Origin of the sequence: Paenibacillus sp. CF095 (assembly GCF_900101225.1) — a bacterium.
In the GTDB taxonomy this organism is placed as follows: Bacteria; Bacillota; Bacilli; order Paenibacillales; family Paenibacillaceae; genus Paenibacillus.
The window spans coordinates 2897229-2914222 of sequence record NZ_FMZN01000001.1; the positions used below are offsets into that span (position 1 = coordinate 2897229).

The window sequence follows — 16994 nt, forward strand, 5'->3', positions numbered from 1 at the left end:
CTCCGGTACTAAGGAATGAACTTATTTTACGAGGGCAACAATTTTCTGTGCACCATCGGCCATGGAATCAGCAGGAACGATATTCAGGCCAGATTCACCCAGAATATGTTTGCCAAGCTCCACGTTAGTTCCTTCAAGACGAACAACCAGCGGTTTGGTCAGGCCAAGCTGCTTCGCGGCTTCAACAACACCATTGGCGATAACATCACAGCGCATGATGCCACCGAAAATGTTAACAAAGATCCCAGCTACTTTGGCATCGGACAAGATGATCTTAAATGCTTCAGTCACCTTCTCCGTTGTTGCACCGCCCCCAACGTCAAGGAAGTTGGCCGGGTCTCCACCGTAGTATTTGATAATGTCCATCGTTGCCATCGCAAGTCCCGCACCATTGACCATACAGCCGATGTTGCCATCAAGTGCTATGTAGCTGAGGTCGTATTTGGAAGCTTCGATTTCTTTTTCATCCTCTTCATCCAGGTCACGCAGTTCCAAAATGTCTTTGTGACGGAACAGGGCGTTGGAGTCAAAGTTTAATTTCGCATCTAGCGCGATAACGTTTCCATCTCCGGTAACAACGAGAGGATTGATCTCGGCAATAGAGCAATCTTTTTCGACAAATGCAGTGTACAGCGCGAGCATGAACTTAACAGCTTTGTTCACCAGTTCATTCGGAATCTTAATGCTGTAAGCCAGTTTACGGGCCTGGAACACTTGCAATCCAATGGCAGGGTCAATAATTTCTTTGAAAATTTTCTCAGGTGTAGCTTCAGCTACTTCTTCAATCTCAGTACCGCCTTCTTCGGAAGCCATCATAACTACACGGCCTGTGGCACGGTCCACAACAACACCCACATAATACTCTTTGCGGATATCGCATCCTTCTTCAATCAGAAGACGTTTCACTTCTTTGCCTTCTGGTCCAGTCTGGTGTGTTACCAATACTTTGCCCAGAATTTCGGAAGCATAGGCACGAACTTCATCCGTACTCTTCGCCACTTTTACGCCGCCGGCTTTACCCCGGCCACCTGCGTGAATTTGCGCTTTAACAACAGTCACCGGACTGCCCAGTGCCTCTGCGGCCGCAACCGCTTCATCGACTGTATAAGCAACCTTTCCATTTGGAACGGTAACTCCATACTGTTTCAGTACTTCTTTTCCTTGATATTCATGGATATTCATTCTCGAATCCTCCTATCAACATGACTGCAACAAGGCGGGTTGGTAGACTAACAAAAGACAAATGTTGACTATTTTCACTTAAACCCAATTCATTGTAACACGTTTTTAAAACGCTTTCCTTAAAAAATTAATGGTTAATAGACAGTATTTTGATATGAGTATGATCCCATATTGTGAATGCTTGGGTATATATGGAAAAAACCTCAGCTAAAAGCTAAGGTTTCCTTGATGTAAAACTACATTTTATTTTTTGGCTGCGTTAGTGTTGGTTTGGTGAACTTTCTCCAGCAACCCTTTGAACTGACCCAGCAAAGCTTCAAACTCTGTACTGTTCAAACACGCATCTCCCTGAATGGATTCAGGGATGGACAATGCCTTGTTCCGCAGCTCACGGCCGGAGTCGGTTAATGTAATTAATACTTTTCGTTCATCCTGAGCAGAGCGTTCACGATTAATAAGTCCTGCTGACTGCAACCGTTTGAGAAGTGGTGTCAATGTTCCCGAATCGAGATAGAGTGCCTCCCCGATCTCCTTAACCGTACATTCTTCACGTTCCCACAATACCATCAGAACCAGATACTGTGAATACGTTACGCCGAGCACCTCCAGATAAGGCTGGTACATCTTCGTAATCTCACGTGAACAAGCATATATGGCAAAGCATAATTGGTTATCCAGCTTCAAACTGTCAGTCTGCATATCTTTCTCACCTGCCTATTGTGCATTCTATTCCTTATAAAAAAGGAACTATAAATCTATCTTATCACAAATTAGAAAAAAAACAGAATAATTGAGCACAAATGATTTTACTATTCAATTTAATTATGATAAATTAGATTGTGTAAAATATAAATATAGATAGAAAATCAGCAGTACATCCCCATGATTTAACAACAATAATAGCTAAGTCCAGCGAACAGATTCACGCTTTCTCGGGTCAAATTTAATAATCATAATGAAAGTTTATACTTAACTATTTTCGCCAAAGCTATTTAATGATTTCCTTCCAGAAATAAAATTCAGGGATCCGGAGAGATGACTACAGCAATGATAATGACTGGTTGACTCCATGATTCCTTTTATATAAAATGCTTAATAGAAGCTGAGGAAGCACCTTAATTCGTAGACTGGCCCGTATTATGCGGAGTCAAGAATCGAGTGAGGTGTTTCTTTGTCATGTACGGAAAATTACACAGTGCGTGTTTGTACGGAATCGATGGCGTTCTGATCGAGGTGGAAACCGATTTATCCAATGGTCTGCCACAGACATCCATCATCGGTTTACCGGATTCAGCCATTCGAGAGGCCGTTGAACGTGTTCGTGCAGCGATTAAAAACTGCGGATATCAGTATCCTTTACAGCGGATCACAATTAATCTGGCTCCCGCTGATCTGCGCAAGGAAGGATCTTCCTTTGATCTAGCCATTGCTATTGGTTTACTTATGACAAGCGGCCAGCTTGTACTTCCTCCCCAGGAACGGACACTAGTGGTTGGCGAACTGGCGTTGGACGGTTCGATCAGGTCCGTGCCCGGCATTTTGTCCATGGTGGATCTGGCCAAACGACAAGGCTTTACTTCCGTGCTTCTGCCTTTCGATAACGTAGAGGAAGCGTCACTGATTCGAGGTATCCAGGTGTTTGGCATTCGTCATTTACAGGATATTGCTCCGGAAAACCCAGATGAACGCGCTAGTTCAGTGGGAATACCAAATAATTCGAATGCAGGACCAGTCGTATTGAAAAATTATGCACACCTCGCTTCTCCTATAACAGATAGGCCACAGAAGAAAATGGATAAAAAGACGAGACAGACTCCATTACTGGTAGATGACTATAGCGATGTTCTGGGGCAGCACCATGTAAAACGTGCGCTTATGATCGCTGCAGCTGGCATGCATAATATACTGCTCGTTGGACCGCCAGGCACGGGCAAAACGATGTTAATCAAACGGTTGCCTACCATCCTTCCACCTTTGTCAGAAGATGAAGCGTTAGAAGTAACCAAAGTATTAAGTGCCGCAGGCAAATTGAAAGAAGCGCCTCAAGGCCTGATTGCAGATAGACCTTTTCGCTCCCCTCACCATACAATATCCACCTCTGGTCTGATTGGAGGCGGTGGTATCCCAAAACCGGGTGAAGTGAGCCTTGCCCACCGGGGCATATTGTTTCTGGATGAATTACCTGAATTCCAGCGTCAAGTGCTGGAGGTATTAAGGCAGCCGTTAGAGGATCGCACAGTGACAATTAGTCGGGCACGCGCTGCATTCACCTTTCCGGCCCAGTTCATGCTTGCATGTTCCATGAATCCCTGTCCCTGCGGATATTTGTCCGCTCATTCGGAGGAGCAACGCTGCATATGTAGTCCAGCCCGTGTTGCCGCGTACCGAGCCAAAATTTCAGGACCACTTCTGGACCGCATTGATCTTCAGGTTGAGGTTCCTCCACCAGGCGAGTGGCGCAAGTCTGCTGCTTCCCCTTCCTCTGAAGAAATGCAGACAAAAGTGATCCATGCTCATCAAATTCAGGCTACACGTTATGCCAAAAGTCTGGTTCGTTGGAATAGCCAGCTTTCGGGCACGCTTTTGCGACGGACGATCCATCTCCCCCAAGAGGCAGAGCAACTGTTAGAGCAAACCTTGCAAACGTTAAACCTGAGCATGCGGGCACATGATCGGATTATCAAGATGGCACAGACAATTGCCGATCTGGACCATGAAGGTGAAATTGTGACAGCTCATGTGGCTGAAGCCATCCAGTATCGTCAACTGGATCTTAATTTATTTTGAAGCTATTTTAGAAGCATATGGAGGAAAGAACAGCCCGATTTACCCAAAGGCAGTGATATGGGCATGAAACTGCAGACAGCAGAGGAAGATCGAGAAGGATTCCTTATAGAGATTCTACAATGCGGATATGCCAACATGACAAAAAACGTACAAGCCCTTCTCTTCTGTGAAGAAAGGAACTTGTACGTAAATTTCCCTGTAACATAAGGGGATCGTATATAGCTAAGGTCTACAAATAATTTATTATTCAAAAAGAGTGAGTTTGTCCTTAGCTGGTGTGCGTTCTTTGGCGGAAGGAATAACATCAGGGTATCCCATATAAATCATGCCTACAATCTTCTCTCCCGCCTCTATTCCAAGCGGTTTGCGGAATTTGGGGGCGTACAAGAATGGCTTGGTCACCCAGAACGTTCCAATGTCTTCACTCCAGGCTGCAAGCATAAAGTTCTGAACCAATGCACTGACCGCAGCGAAGTCTTCGTCCCAGATATTCTGTCTTGGATCTTCTTCCAGCACGACAAGCATAACGGATGGAACTTGCATAATATTGGCTGAGAATTTGTTGTCTTCTCCCATTTCTGCGTCAATAGCCTCAGCCAGTTTCTTCCGTCCATTTCCGGTAAACAACAAAAATCTCCAAGGTTCACGCAGTTTATGGTTAGGAGCCCAGACTGCGGTGTCCAGCAATTCTATAATCTGCTGTGTAGGAACAGCTTCTTTTTTGAATTTTTTCACCGTACGACGGTTTTGAATCGCATTTCTAACTTCATTTGTTGTTTTCGTAGCTTCACTCATCGGCCGTACCTCCTGTTTATAATATGATTTGTAACCGTAACGATAGGTTACGGTCTGGAACAATTCGTTTATGACAAATCAAAAGATTAAAACGCCAGATTACATCCTTGATTATACACCCTTCTGTTCACGAGATTCAAAGGGAAGGCCTCGACTACTAGGGCTACAGGTATTAAAAACGGTAAAGACGGCTCCGAATCCTGATCTACCGAGGGCGATCATCATGTCGGAGCCGTCTAATTAAATTAGCATCTTATACAAATCACACTATCATATCAATGATGAATCAATATGAACCAGCGCCTTCAAATGTGCCATTAACAAAATCCATTTTGTTGTACTTCTCCTGGTTACCTGCAACATCTGTACTATAGTATTCTACCACCTTGACATCGGGAGCATAAAACTTGACGGGTCCTTCATACGTGTTCCATGCTCCCCCATTGATTCGATATTGCGTTGTTTTAACGCCCGAACCTTTGACTTCGTCCGTTGCCTGAAGTCTGAATGTAAATCCTTTAATGTACACCTTCCCGTTCACAGTATCTGTAATAGGAACTAATCTGTACTTGGTTACTGGAGGTGTAATATCTGCATCTTTCTTAAGTACGATATTAAACGTATTATGATCTCCTTGTACGAGGGGAATGTTCTGAGTCGATTTTAAGTACCCTGCTGCTTCTCCCGTTATAGTTATGGTGCCTGTTGGCACGCGCTTTATGAAATAATTCCCTTGAGCATCCGTTGTTGTTGTTGCCAAGCCTCCGGCATTCACTTTAGCTCCACTCACTGGATTGCCCGCCTCATCTACTACTTTCCCCCGTACATGTGCGGCTTCTGTCAAAACAACATCTACGATTAAGGTTTTTCCAGCCTGAACATTCAAACGATCCTGTTCATAAAGCATATAATCCGCAGAATCTACCCAGATCGCAATGTTCGGATTGTAGTCGAAATCAAGCCCAGTAACGGCATACCGACCTTTCTGATCTGTTTTAACCGGGCGATCCAAGGCCCCTGTTACTTTGACCAGGGCATCTGGAATCGGTTTGCCTGTTTGATCGGTTACAGACCCTACAATCGTAGAAGGTTCATATAGCTCGAAATTAACCAGAATCTGTTCCCCTTCTGACAAATAGTAGGTATTACGGTGCCTGTCAGTCACATAGCCTTCTGCTTCAATTATAAAACTAATTTCCGTATAATCCTGGACAGACTCAAGTATAGAATAACTTCCAGTACTATCTGTCTTTACGCTTTTTTCAGTTTCTTCCCCTTGATATCTAAGGGAATACTTGATTGTTGCATCCTGGATAGGAAACCCTTCAAGATCAGTAACTTTACCTGATATTTTTGCCTGTGTAGACGGATCTGCTGCATAAGAAACTCCAGAATACATGATTCCAAACAAAACGAAACATAAAGATAGTGTACTTAGTCGAATTATCCATTTGATACTTGTCTGCATCTTCTCACTACACCTCACCATTTATTTTTATGGATCAAACATTCCTCTTTAGCCTCTTTAATTAACTGACCATAAGCTCAAGTTTCCAGAATTCTCCGTCCCAAACATATTGCCAAATCCCCTGTCCACCGTTCATGGTCTCGCTGATATCCAGCACTTCCATCCGAGGACACTCCCATACTCTTTTTACCGTGTTGCTCGAAGCGTTCTGAAGCTCTTCCATACATCCCACCAACCTCTTTTTAAATTTTTCAACGTTCTTATTTTATTATAAATGATACGATTTGTATCTAAAAATTCTGAAATATAATGATTTTATCATCATTGCTCTTTCCTCTTTTTTATGATTCTATACTTAAATCAAAAAAAGCCGCAGTTCCTGTATGAAGAGGAACTACGACCTTAGTATATTAACTAATTCAAAACTAAAACGAATGCAAAGATAAGACATAATTAAACTTGTACTTCGAAATAACTAATCGACTCACATTAAACAAAGATACATTTAGTATCAATCAATACAGCAATAACTTCGAGTGTAATTCTTAAAAAGCATTAACAATATGATTCACAGAGACAGTCTCCCCTGCTTGATCAAGCATTACGGCAATTACATCAAAACGGATCTGAAGTTCCGTCTCTCCCGTCATTTGCAAATACACAGATGCGGTTGAACGTACCTGCTGCATTTTACGCATATCAACCGATTCCTGAGGTGTACCGTACTGAGCGGCTCCACTTCTGCTTCTTACTTCCACAAAGACAATCAGGCCCTCGCAGGAAGCAATGATGTCAATCTCACCGCTACGGCAACGCCAGTTCTGTCTAATGATCCGATAATCGTGCTCTCGCAACCATTGACAGGCAGCCTCTTCACCTAATCGGCCTTTCTGCTGTCGTGTGAGCTTAAATCCTGGCTCCTGACCCAATCTACGTTCTACCATGACTCATTTTCCTCACGTCCTGAGGCCATTCGATCTGCACGGTAGACATACGTTAGCACCTCTGCGACCAGTTGATACAGTTCTGCCGGAATCTGTTCATCCAGATCCAATTTGGAGAGCACCTCCACAAGTGCTGCATCCTCCTGAACAGCCACGCCGTTTTCTCTGGCTTTATCCAGAATGGCTTCTGCCACTTTGCCGCGCCCCTTGGCTACAACAACAGGTGCTTCACTCTCTCCAGGGACATACTTTAGGGCAACCGCCTTTTTGGAAAGCAGGTCCGGTTGTGACGACTCGTCTTTCATACCTTCAAGTCCACCCCTTTGTATCGTTCAGGACTATAGTCCGAGGCCCGCGTTTTTCGTTCCGCGCCCGGTTCCTGCCCCACAGGCCACGGTTCCGCCTTGAAGGTCAGCAGTTGATAGCCCAGCTTGTCCAATGCCTGATGGATTACCTCTCGTCCGCTCTCCAGGAGCGGTCCCATTCCTTCGCGATCATTTAATACACGCAGACTGACAATGTTATTAACCACATGGACATCTACCAGAGTAGGCCCAAGACTTTTCATATCCAGATCAAACCATAGACGGCAGTTGGACGCATCCAGCTCACCACGAGGTCCACGACGTGATTGAATCTGAACAGACGCCGTTTCTTCCCCGTCCGGTCCAGTGATCGGAATAAACCAGTGCATCTGTGCAAATGTAGCACTGCGATCTGTCGTCAGCAATAACTGCTGACCTGTCAGATATTGCACCGCTTGTCCGGCGGCATCCTTAAGCGCCGCCGGTGCACCTTCGCTGCTGGCAAGCTGCAGCAGCAAACCCTTCAGCGTGTCCGCATTCGCCGGACTCGCCGCATCCCCCACGCGCGGCTGCGCAGCCGCGCCGTGAACGGCCTGCTGCTCGTGCTCCGCACCGAGCAGCTTCAGCACGCGCCCCACCCACGGGTCCCCCTCGTGGGTGACAGGCGCGTGCACTGCCGCAGCTCCCGCAGGTGCTGCGGCACTACCGCCAGCCGGCGGCGCATCAGCGCCGGCTGGCAACGGCTGCGGCACGCCTCCGGCAGCCGCAGCCGCCTGGCCGCCCTGCGATGCAGGGGCGGCCTGTACTGCCGCACCAGGCTGTGCCGGTGCGGCAGTGGACGCGCTGCGCAGGGCGTCCAGCAGCGCCAGCAGCTTGGGCGCCAGCTGCGCTGCCGTAGGCGCTGCTGGCGCCGCCTGGCCTGCTGCGGACGGAGTCCCCGCAGCAGCAGGCGTTTCAGCGCGGCCGTCAGTTCGCCCGGCCGCGCCTGCTTCAGGCTGGCCTGCACTTGCACGGCCAGCCACAGATTCAGCTGCCGCCCCTGGTGTACCCGGGCGGCTCCCGACTTGGCCCGCGTCAGCACCGCGCGGGCTCTCTCCGGGTATTCCGGTTCCAGGCGGAATACCCGCACCTCCTTTGCCAGCCGTTTCAACGTTGCTGGCAACTGCCTTGGCCCCGGCTTCAGCATTTCCTGCGCCTGCGACGGTCTGCTGGTTTCCTTTCATCACAGTACCTGCATCCTCTGCCCCGCCATCCGTCATGGATATAGATCCTGCCAATGCCGCTTGTCCTTGTTGCGTTGACAAAGCAGGTGTTCCGGTTACAGTCACCTGACGACCATTACCTGATACAGCCAATCCTTCTTCCGTCTGTGATGCATTTGGTACAGCAGGTGCACCAGCCAAGACTGCTGGTTTCAACGTAGCAGATTGTTCTCCAGGCAATACCGGTTTACCTGTTTTTTGTGTCAGCATCGTTTCCAACTGGTCAGCCAACCCGCTTAACAACTGATGCAAAGGGGGGCCAAACACCGTCTGGTGTAATCCTTTTACTGTTTCCGCCGTAACCGGAAGGCCACGCTGAAAAGCAATCCCTGTCGCCTGCACCCATTCTTCCACAGGGACCTGTGCAGGTTTGGCAGTCATCATATTCTGGACCATAGCCACATTATCCTTCGTTAGCGGCACTCCGCTACGCTGCATGGCAAGTAAAAGTTCCCGGTTCCCTTTTGTATCCGGCAGTCCTACATCTTTAAGCAGGTTGTTCAGCGAAGCTTGTGGCAGCTCAGCAAGTGTTCCGGACATAGGTTTCATTACCGTTATGCCATTTTCACCTGGAGGCTGCACTTGAAGCAACGTGGTCTCACCCGGACGGAGTGGAGTCTCCAACTTGGCGCGTACCTGCACACCTTGAATCTGCAGAACTGCTTCTCCCCCATCATCGGATACACTAACGACGGAGCCACGAACCACCTGACCTTCCTTTAATTCAAGCGGTTTGGCATTGCCGGGCTTACTATCTCCCATTAACCCCTTTATCATGGAACCGATATTCAAATCTCTCCCCCTCCTTTCTTCAAACCTGTGTTAAAACAAAGATTGCTGCTCTCCAAGCAGGTTGCCGAGAAAACTGCGTCGATGCATCGGGGTTGCCCCCAATGCCATAATTTGCTCCCGATGAACTTTTGTTGCATATCCTTTATGTATCGACAAACCATATTCCGGATATAACGTATCCCATTCTTCCTTACACAGCCGATCTCGCGTTACCTTGGCAATAATAGATGCCGCTGCGATCGATTGACTATTAGCATCACCTTTAATGATGGACAGTTGAGGTACATTGACATCCACCTTCTCGGCATCCACCAGCATATAATCAGGAGTTTCTCCCAATGCTTCAACAGCTCGTTTCATCGCAAGTCTCGCAGCCTGCTTGATGTTAAGCCGATCAATTGTCTCTGCATCCGCGTACCCGATACCTACCGCCAGCGCTTTTTCCATAATGATGTCATATAATGCATCACGTTTTTTCTCCGTTAATTTCTTGGAGTCATTCACACCTTCCAGAATGAGATCCTTCGGTAAAATAACCGCCGCTGCGACAACATCCCCAAACAAGCATCCCCGTCCTACCTCATCAATACCAGCAATACGTTCAAATCCACTGTCCCAATACTCCCGCTCGTAGATCAGCAGGTCTCGAGGTTCACTGGCTTCTTTTTTCTTCTTCGGTCCAACCGGGGTATCCAGTAGATTCAACCCGATCTCTTCATTATTTTCAACCATAACGCTCATCTCCTCTACCCATGCTTTTTCAGCATGCGTATCACTTACAACTTTTTTTATAATATAGACGTAGATCCTCTGTCTTTTGTTCTGTACAACCTGTCACTCTCACCAAAACTTTTCCTTGAGATTTACAATATAAAGATAGTGATGTCTTCATTTATCGGTATTTGATGGTTTAAATTGAATATATCAGACCTCGACTAATCTAAATTGCACCACCATTCATCATAGCACGATTTAGACGCACCTGATATATAGGCCAGCCAATTCCATAAAGCGTACTGTTCTTCAATCCTCTTCCATTTTATCGTTTCGACATATGTTCCAGCGCTACTTCCGCGTTTGTATACACAAAAAAACGACCGCTCCGGGTAATCCGGTAACGGCCGCTTCTTTCGGCACTTGTATATATGAAATGAACAGATAAAGATAATGATCTTCATCGTGTAGAGTCCATTTTTTTAATAGGGAGCTTCCATAGAAAAACGTCCCATTTTACCCGCGCGCAATTCACGCAGAAATGCTCGTGATGCCTTTTCCAGATCAATGCGTCCACCGCTTACAACACATCCACGGACACGGCCGACTTGTTCCATAATCGCAATAACACTGTCTGAATCATCTGCATCCTTGGAGAACTCCTGAAGTCCGTATCTCTCTTCCAAAGCGTCCCAGTAATAACGCATCAGGTAACTGATTCCAAAAAAGGCAATATCCTCTGCATTCAGAATTTCCTCTTTGATTGCACCTGTTACGGCAAGACGATAACCTACATTTTGATCTTCGAACTTAGGCCACAGAATACCCGGAGTATCCAATAACTCCATTTCTTTGCCTACCTTGATCCACTGTTGCCCCTTCGTCACACCAGGACGATCTCCTGTTAACGCAATACTCCGTCCAGCCAGTCGGTTAATCAGTGTGGATTTACCTACATTGGGAATCCCTACGATCAACCCGCGAACCGCACGAGGATTAATCCCTTTAGCAATTTGACGGTCAATTTTTTCTTTAAGAAGAAGCTTGGCCTGCACGGGAATATCTTTAACATTGGTTCCCGTCGAAGCATCTACAGGAAAAGCGGTAATTCCTTCTTTTTTGAAATATTCAATCCATTCTTGCGTCACTTTGGCATCTGCCAAATCCGATTTGTTCAACAAAATCATCCGGGGTTTATCCAGCAATATTTCGTCAATCATCGGATTACGGCTGGAGACAGGCAGACGGGCATCCAATAGTTCGATGACCACGTCGATGAGCTTTAACTTATCCTGAATCTGGCGTCTGGCTCGAGTCATATGACCTGGAAACCATTGTATCGTCACCTTGTCTTCACCTCATTATTTACTTCAATTTCAGTGGTTGATCCACTTAATCTCACCGATCGGCCAGAAAATCACATCTGCACGACCAATAATATCTTTTAACGAAACATAACCGATCATACGGCTGTCTGTACTATTTGGACGATTGTCTCCCATGACAAACACATGACCTGCCGGCACTTTGCCATCAGGGAACTGCTCATTCGGGAAATCCTTCACGTTATAGGTTCCACCATTTGCTTCAGCTGCATCAATGGCTCCTTGAATATACGTTTCATCAACCTTTTTACCGTTAACCATCACGGTATCGTCCTGAACCTCAACTGTATCACCTTCTACAGCAATAACACGTTTAATGAAATCTCGACCTTCGGATGGTACGTGGAAGACGATAACTTCACCACGCTTCGGTTCTCTGATATCATATAAGATCTCGTTGACGATCACACGTTCACCCGTTTCAAAGTTCGGCTGCATGGACGGACCGTCCACAACAAACGGTTTGAAGAGCAACCACCGAATCAGAATGACGAGAACTAATGCGATAACAATGGCTTTAAGCCATTCAACAATTTCATTTTTGGCTTTTTTGGATCGACTGTTTTTCTCTTCGGCAGGATTGCCCCGGTCATGTTGAACTTCTTGTTCCATTCAAGATCTTCCTCTCTTCACAGTACATGTTTATAGCAGTACACACATCCAGCATTCTGTATCGTTCCAATAACTCCATGGATGGATACAAAACATTCACATCAGTTATGTAATCTTTCACCAAGCATTACAGTACATTTAATCCACAATTCAAATGCCTTCAAGAGGTTGTTCAAAAAGTCGGTACTAAAACCGGTCTTTTGAACACGCACTTCAATAACTGATTTTACAAGCCTCCCGGACTATTCACCGCATGTGTTGCCATACCATTTTACTCGGAAGTGTACCTCCGGTTCAACTTTTCCCGGACAAAAACGAAAAGGGCTTGTCTCCAAGCCCTTCCCGGTATCCGTTATATTAACGAATTTCTTTAATTCTCGCTGCTTTACCGCGTAGTTCACGAAGATAATAAAGCTTCGCACGACGCACTTTACCACGGCGAGCCACTTCGATTCTATCGATTTTTGGGGAATGAAGCGGGAAAGCTCTTTCCACACCTACACCGTAAGAAATTTTACGAACTGTAAAAGTCTCACTGATTCCACCACCACGGCGTTTAATCACAACACCTTCGAACAATTGGATACGCTCACGAGTTCCCTCGATTACCTTAACGTGCACTTTCAAAGTGTCACCAGGACGAAAACTCGGAATATCCTTACGAAGTTGTTCTTGTGTAATCGCTTGAACGATATTCATCTATGACTCCCTCCTTCCGTACAGGCGTTCATACTTCTTCCAGAGATCACCTTGTCTCCTTCATTATCCATAGAGGACCGCCGTATTCCACATAACAGACTTATTGTATCACGCAGCATATCAAAACACAAGAGAAATTAAACAAATGCCTATTGTTCAATCTGCCGCTCTGAAACTCATACATCACATGTTGACTTCATTCTAAAATACATTCTCTCATATGGACCGTGAATCAACGCTCTCATCTGCAAGTCAAGCTGATACAGGAAAAAATACTGTAACTTCCCGTGTAGAAATATCGTCTATGATATAACTTAATGACCACTTTAAAAGGAGAACCCCAAGACTCATGAAATATTGGAAAAAGATCACACTTGCCCTACTCGCCATGCTCATATGCTCCATTACACTGTATGCATATGCCGTAACTCATCCAACGAATGCACTGTCACACAAAGCCTGCACATCCTGGGACATAGTCAAACGCAAAGCATTCGAGCTGTCACACACTGACTTCTCTAACCAATCTGCGCTGGATCGTTCTACCTTCAAGATTGAACAAGGTACTGCTACAGAAGTTCCTGTACTGATGTATCATTACATAGAGCCCAAATTGAATAATCACGAGACAGATAATAAATCCATCATTAATCTGGAGGATTTTGAACAAAATATGAAATACCTGCATGATGCAGGTTACACAACGATTACATTGAATCAGCTTGAACAATATGTTAGCGGGAAGATTTCCCTACCACAAAAATCCATTGTAATTACCTTTGATGACGGATACCAGAACAATTATACATTAGCTTACCCTGTGCTTCAGAAATATAATTTTCATGCCTCGCTGTTTGTCATAGGCAGTAAAATTCAGGATAAACCTTCGGTATTTGAGCCCGCCATCAACAGTTTCATCTCCAAGCCAGAGATGCAGGCAGCAACCGACGTATTTGAATTCAACAGCCATACCTATAACCTGCATCACAAGGGATTTATGCGCTGTGGTAACAGTGTGCCTGTCGGTCTGGACACCAGTCTTCTGGATGATGATATCCAGCGTATGAAGCAAACCGGAATAGACACACCTTATCTGGCATATCCTTTTGGTTATACCAGTACACAGATGATCTACAAGTTACAACAACATGGATATCGCATGGCCTTTACCGTAAAGTCCGGATTTGTGCATCCAGGAGATCATCCAATGAAGCTGCCTCGCTTGACGGTCACCACAGGTACTGATTTGGCGACCTTGCTTCAACCCGAATCCAGTCCGCAGAACGAATCATCTGCATCGGAGAATGACCAATAAAATCTAGACTTTAACTTCACCGCCCGGATACAGAGTCGAGTTATACAGCCTTTTGAGCTGTGGCTTGGCTCTTTTTGCATCGGTAAGTGATAATGTCATCGGAGAGCTGGAATAAATCACTGCTTCCTCTGCGTCATAGATAATGATCTGTTCTTTCCCCGTCTGAACCAGGTCTGCATGTACCGCATATCCCTCTTTCGGGAATTCAGTAACCGTTTTCATATCTCCATCTATCAAAGAAGGCAACACATCTCCACCTCGGCGATATGCCAAAATATAATCGAGTCCACCCTCATCCCAGTTACATACAGGCTCTATAATGGTTAACCAGCCACGAGTCGTGCGATTTTCTTTCCAAATTTCTTGCCCTGTACTATCCAGCATGAACATTCCATCCTTACCATGCTCATCCCCTCGGACAATCCGGTCCAGGCCTGCAATCTGTAAACCTTCCATTCCAGTACAAAAATGACCCAATGCAATATGCTGTGATTCAATCGAATCTTCATAACGCCACTTCTCATTACCATAGCGGTCCATCATGACCGTGACACTGCCACCGATAACAACCTCAACTTCCCCATCACCGTCAACGTCTCCAAACCATATACAGTCAGCATGATCCTCGAGATTATGACAAGACCATAATAAAGTCCCATCATGATCCAGCATGTCATATCCGGCCATCACTTCATCTTTCCCATCTCCATCGATATCATATACCCATGGAAAATGTCCTGGATTCCCCTCATGCTTCCATAACAAATTGAAATCATGGTCAAGTGCCCATAACGTCTTATAGCGGTCTTTCAGTATAATGTCCATTCTCTGCTGGTTACCCGTCAGGTTGGCGAGAATAATGCAGTCATGTGCTTCATCATCTGGCAGATCACGTGTTTCTTTGATCTCTCCGGTCCGGCCATCCAACACGAGAAATTGTTTGTCCATGACACACAATACTTCATTATTTCCATCTCCATCCCAATCTGCGATCTGAGCGGGATAGTCTGAACCCGGACCACCTGCATCGGGATCAGGAGTTCCAACCTGCCATAGTAATGTTCCTTCCAGATCAAACGCAGTCAAACAACATACCTGATGCGGGACATAACGATCGTCTATACCCCCATCTGCCTGTACCAGCAACATTTCAAGTCTGCCATCCCCATTCAGATCTCCCAAAAGCATTTTGCAGCGTTCTCCAGCTTGGCTAATACCTACTCTCGCGATTTCATAAGGCTGATGATTCATAACCTTCCTCCTCAGCATATCGTTATTATTCAATTCCAGCTGAGTTCACCATAAAGAAAATCCCTTTCTTTTACAACCCTATTTAGAATCATGCAAAAAAGTTCAAAGCTGCAAAAAAGTGCCTACGTAATTAAACGACTTAAATGAATGATTTTAAACCCACTCTAAAAACTCAAGACGATTGCCAAAAGGATCATTTGTATAGAAACGTCTTACACCTTCATCTGCTCTTGCTTCGTCATCTACGATATGAATTTGGTTATGAATAAGATGATCACGCAACTGATCCAAATGTTGTACATGAAATGCCGGATGAGCTTTTGTGGCGGGAATAAAATCTTTTTGTACCCCAATATGCACTTGTTGTCTGCCACACTCGAACCATACACCACCCCGTTTTCTCAGAATTTCAGGTTTGGGAATCTCCGTCCAGCCCAGTACTTTATTGAAAAAATGACGCGCCTCCGCTTCACAACCTTCAGGTGCTGCTAGCTGAATATGATCAAGACCAATAATATTGAAAGTCATTCATACACCACCTTTTGTTTCACTTGATAAAACTAAGTTTCATTAATTATACTTGTACTTTATAGAATAAACTAATGAAAATCCAGTATTCTTTTCAGTGTAAACAAAAAAAGCCAACCTTTGGTATCAAGGTCGGCCTTTTCAAACTCTGGAAAATAATATTTATATGTTTATACGATACATATACTTACTCTGTGCTATGTTTACGGTTTGAGCGTATCTTTTTCAACCAAATACGTTCTTTATCCGTCAAATCGGCCGTTTCCAACATCTCCGGTCTGCGCTCCAGCGTACGAAGCAACGACTGTTCCCTGCGCCACGCCTCAATGTTAAGGTGATGTCCCGACAACAACATATCCGGTACTTTCATGCCCCTAAACTCGGGTGGACGTGTGTAGTGTGGATATTCGAGGAGTCCAGTACTGAATGAATCCGTTACGGCACTTGTCTCATTGCCAAGCACACCAGGGATAAGACGTACGATACTATCAATGGCAACCATAGCAGGCAACTCCCCACCCGTGAGTACGTAATCACCAATGGATAGTTCATCCGTCACGAGAAATTCGCGAATACGCTCATCGTAACCTTCATAATGTCCACATATAAAAATCAGATGATCTTCCTGCACAAGTTCTTCTGCTTTTTTCTGTGTAAACGTCTCACCTTGCGGACACATTAGAATGATACGTGGAGCTTTCATCGTTGCCGAGGCTTCTCCGCGTTGCTCCAGAACATCTTCTACAGCAGCAAAGATTGGATCTGGTTTCAGCACCATGCCCCCACCTCCGCCGTAAGGGGCATCATCTACTGTATTATGTTTATTGGTCGCATAATTTCGGAAGTTGGTTGCACTAAGGGATACGAGCCCCTTCGTTTGAGCTTTGCCCAGAATGCTTGCTCCGAACACACCATCAAACATCTCCGGGAATAGCGTTAATACATCCACTTTCAT

17 protein-coding genes are annotated in these 16994 nt (G+C 45.5%); 2 read left to right on the top strand and 15 right to left on the bottom strand.

Annotated features, from left to right (window positions below):
* Nucleotides 1-21: 21 nt before the first annotated feature.
* Complete coding sequence (gene sucC, locus BLS69_RS12565) at nucleotides 22-1182, bottom strand: ADP-forming succinate--CoA ligase subunit beta (protein WP_091031915.1); 1161 nt, start codon at nucleotides 1180-1182, stop codon at nucleotides 22-24.
* Between the two features lie 243 nt (nucleotides 1183-1425).
* A complete protein-coding gene (locus BLS69_RS12570; protein ID WP_076208912.1) occupies nucleotides 1426-1881 on the bottom strand; it encodes a MarR family winged helix-turn-helix transcriptional regulator in 456 nt (151 codons plus the stop codon).
* A gap of 477 nt (nucleotides 1882-2358) precedes the next feature.
* On the opposite strand from BLS69_RS12570, the gene BLS69_RS12575 reads away from it, so the two are divergent.
* Entirely contained in the window at nucleotides 2359-3969 is a 1611-nt protein-coding gene (locus BLS69_RS12575) for a YifB family Mg chelatase-like AAA ATPase (protein ID WP_091031917.1), read from the top strand.
* Between the two features lie 243 nt (nucleotides 3970-4212).
* Here the strand turns inward: BLS69_RS12575 and BLS69_RS12580 are convergent, their stop codons facing one another.
* The 10 genes from BLS69_RS12580 to rplS all read right to left on the bottom strand — a co-directional run bounded on the left by BLS69_RS12580 (nucleotide 4213) and on the right by rplS (nucleotide 12945).
* On the bottom strand, nucleotides 4213-4764 hold the full coding sequence (locus tag BLS69_RS12580) for a nitroreductase family protein (RefSeq protein WP_091031919.1): 552 nt from the start codon (nucleotides 4762-4764) through the stop codon (nucleotides 4213-4215).
* Nucleotides 4765-5050: 286 nt separating this feature from the next.
* On the bottom strand, nucleotides 5051-5929 hold the full coding sequence (locus BLS69_RS12585) for a carboxypeptidase-like regulatory domain-containing protein (protein ID WP_371129044.1): 879 nt from the start codon (nucleotides 5927-5929) through the stop codon (nucleotides 5051-5053).
* A 364-nt stretch (nucleotides 5930-6293) separates the two neighbouring features.
* A complete protein-coding gene (locus BLS69_RS31880) occupies nucleotides 6294-6455 on the bottom strand; it encodes a paeninodin family lasso peptide (RefSeq protein WP_143023572.1) in 162 nt (53 codons plus the stop codon).
* 322 nt (nucleotides 6456-6777) lie between these two features.
* Nucleotides 6778-7176, bottom strand: coding sequence for a YraN family protein (locus BLS69_RS12590; RefSeq protein ID WP_091031924.1), 399 nt, complete (start codon nucleotides 7174-7176; stop codon nucleotides 6778-6780).
* Complete coding sequence (locus BLS69_RS12595) at nucleotides 7170-7481, bottom strand: EscU/YscU/HrcU family type III secretion system export apparatus switch protein (protein WP_036609395.1); 312 nt, start codon at nucleotides 7479-7481, stop codon at nucleotides 7170-7172. The genes BLS69_RS12590 and BLS69_RS12595 overlap by 7 nt, the downstream gene beginning before the upstream one ends.
* Nucleotides 7478-9535 (bottom strand): hypothetical protein, encoded by a 2058-nt coding sequence (locus BLS69_RS12600; RefSeq protein WP_091031927.1) that lies wholly within the window; start codon nucleotides 9533-9535, stop codon nucleotides 7478-7480. Before BLS69_RS12600 ends, BLS69_RS12595 begins: the two co-directional genes overlap by 4 nt.
* Nucleotides 9536-9565: 30 nt before the next feature.
* The gene (locus tag BLS69_RS12605) at nucleotides 9566-10267 is read right to left on the bottom strand and encodes a ribonuclease HII (RefSeq protein WP_091031930.1); all 702 of its coding nucleotides are present in this window, start codon (nucleotides 10265-10267) and stop codon (nucleotides 9566-9568) included.
* 464 nt (nucleotides 10268-10731) lie between these two features.
* A complete protein-coding gene (ylqF, locus tag BLS69_RS12610) occupies nucleotides 10732-11595 on the bottom strand; it encodes a ribosome biogenesis GTPase YlqF (protein ID WP_062833774.1) in 864 nt (287 codons plus the stop codon).
* A gap of 30 nt (nucleotides 11596-11625) precedes the next feature.
* A complete protein-coding gene (lepB, locus tag BLS69_RS12615; protein ID WP_017689211.1) occupies nucleotides 11626-12246 on the bottom strand; it encodes a signal peptidase I in 621 nt (206 codons plus the stop codon).
* 357 nt (nucleotides 12247-12603) lie between these two features.
* Nucleotides 12604-12945 (bottom strand): 50S ribosomal protein L19, encoded by a 342-nt coding sequence (gene rplS, locus BLS69_RS12620; protein ID WP_024630190.1) that lies wholly within the window; start codon nucleotides 12943-12945, stop codon nucleotides 12604-12606.
* A 349-nt stretch (nucleotides 12946-13294) separates the two neighbouring features.
* Here rplS and BLS69_RS12625 point away from each other — a divergent pair, with 349 nt between their 5' ends.
* Nucleotides 13295-14260: a polysaccharide deacetylase family protein gene (locus BLS69_RS12625; protein ID WP_091031932.1), complete on the top strand. Its 966-nt coding sequence runs from the start codon at nucleotides 13295-13297 to the stop codon at nucleotides 14258-14260.
* 3 nt (nucleotides 14261-14263) lie between these two features.
* Here BLS69_RS12625 and BLS69_RS12630 read toward each other — a convergent pair whose 3' ends face one another.
* The 3 genes from BLS69_RS12630 to trmD form a co-directional block, all read right to left on the bottom strand.
* A complete protein-coding gene (locus BLS69_RS12630; RefSeq protein WP_091031934.1) occupies nucleotides 14264-15511 on the bottom strand; it encodes a hypothetical protein in 1248 nt (415 codons plus the stop codon).
* A gap of 153 nt (nucleotides 15512-15664) precedes the next feature.
* The gene (locus BLS69_RS12635; protein ID WP_091031937.1) at nucleotides 15665-16039 is read right to left on the bottom strand and encodes a VOC family protein; all 375 of its coding nucleotides are present in this window, start codon (nucleotides 16037-16039) and stop codon (nucleotides 15665-15667) included.
* 187 nt (nucleotides 16040-16226) lie between these two features.
* Nucleotides 16227-16994, bottom strand: a complete 768-nt coding sequence (gene trmD, locus BLS69_RS12640) for a tRNA (guanosine(37)-N1)-methyltransferase TrmD (protein ID WP_091031938.1) — start codon at nucleotides 16992-16994, stop codon at nucleotides 16227-16229.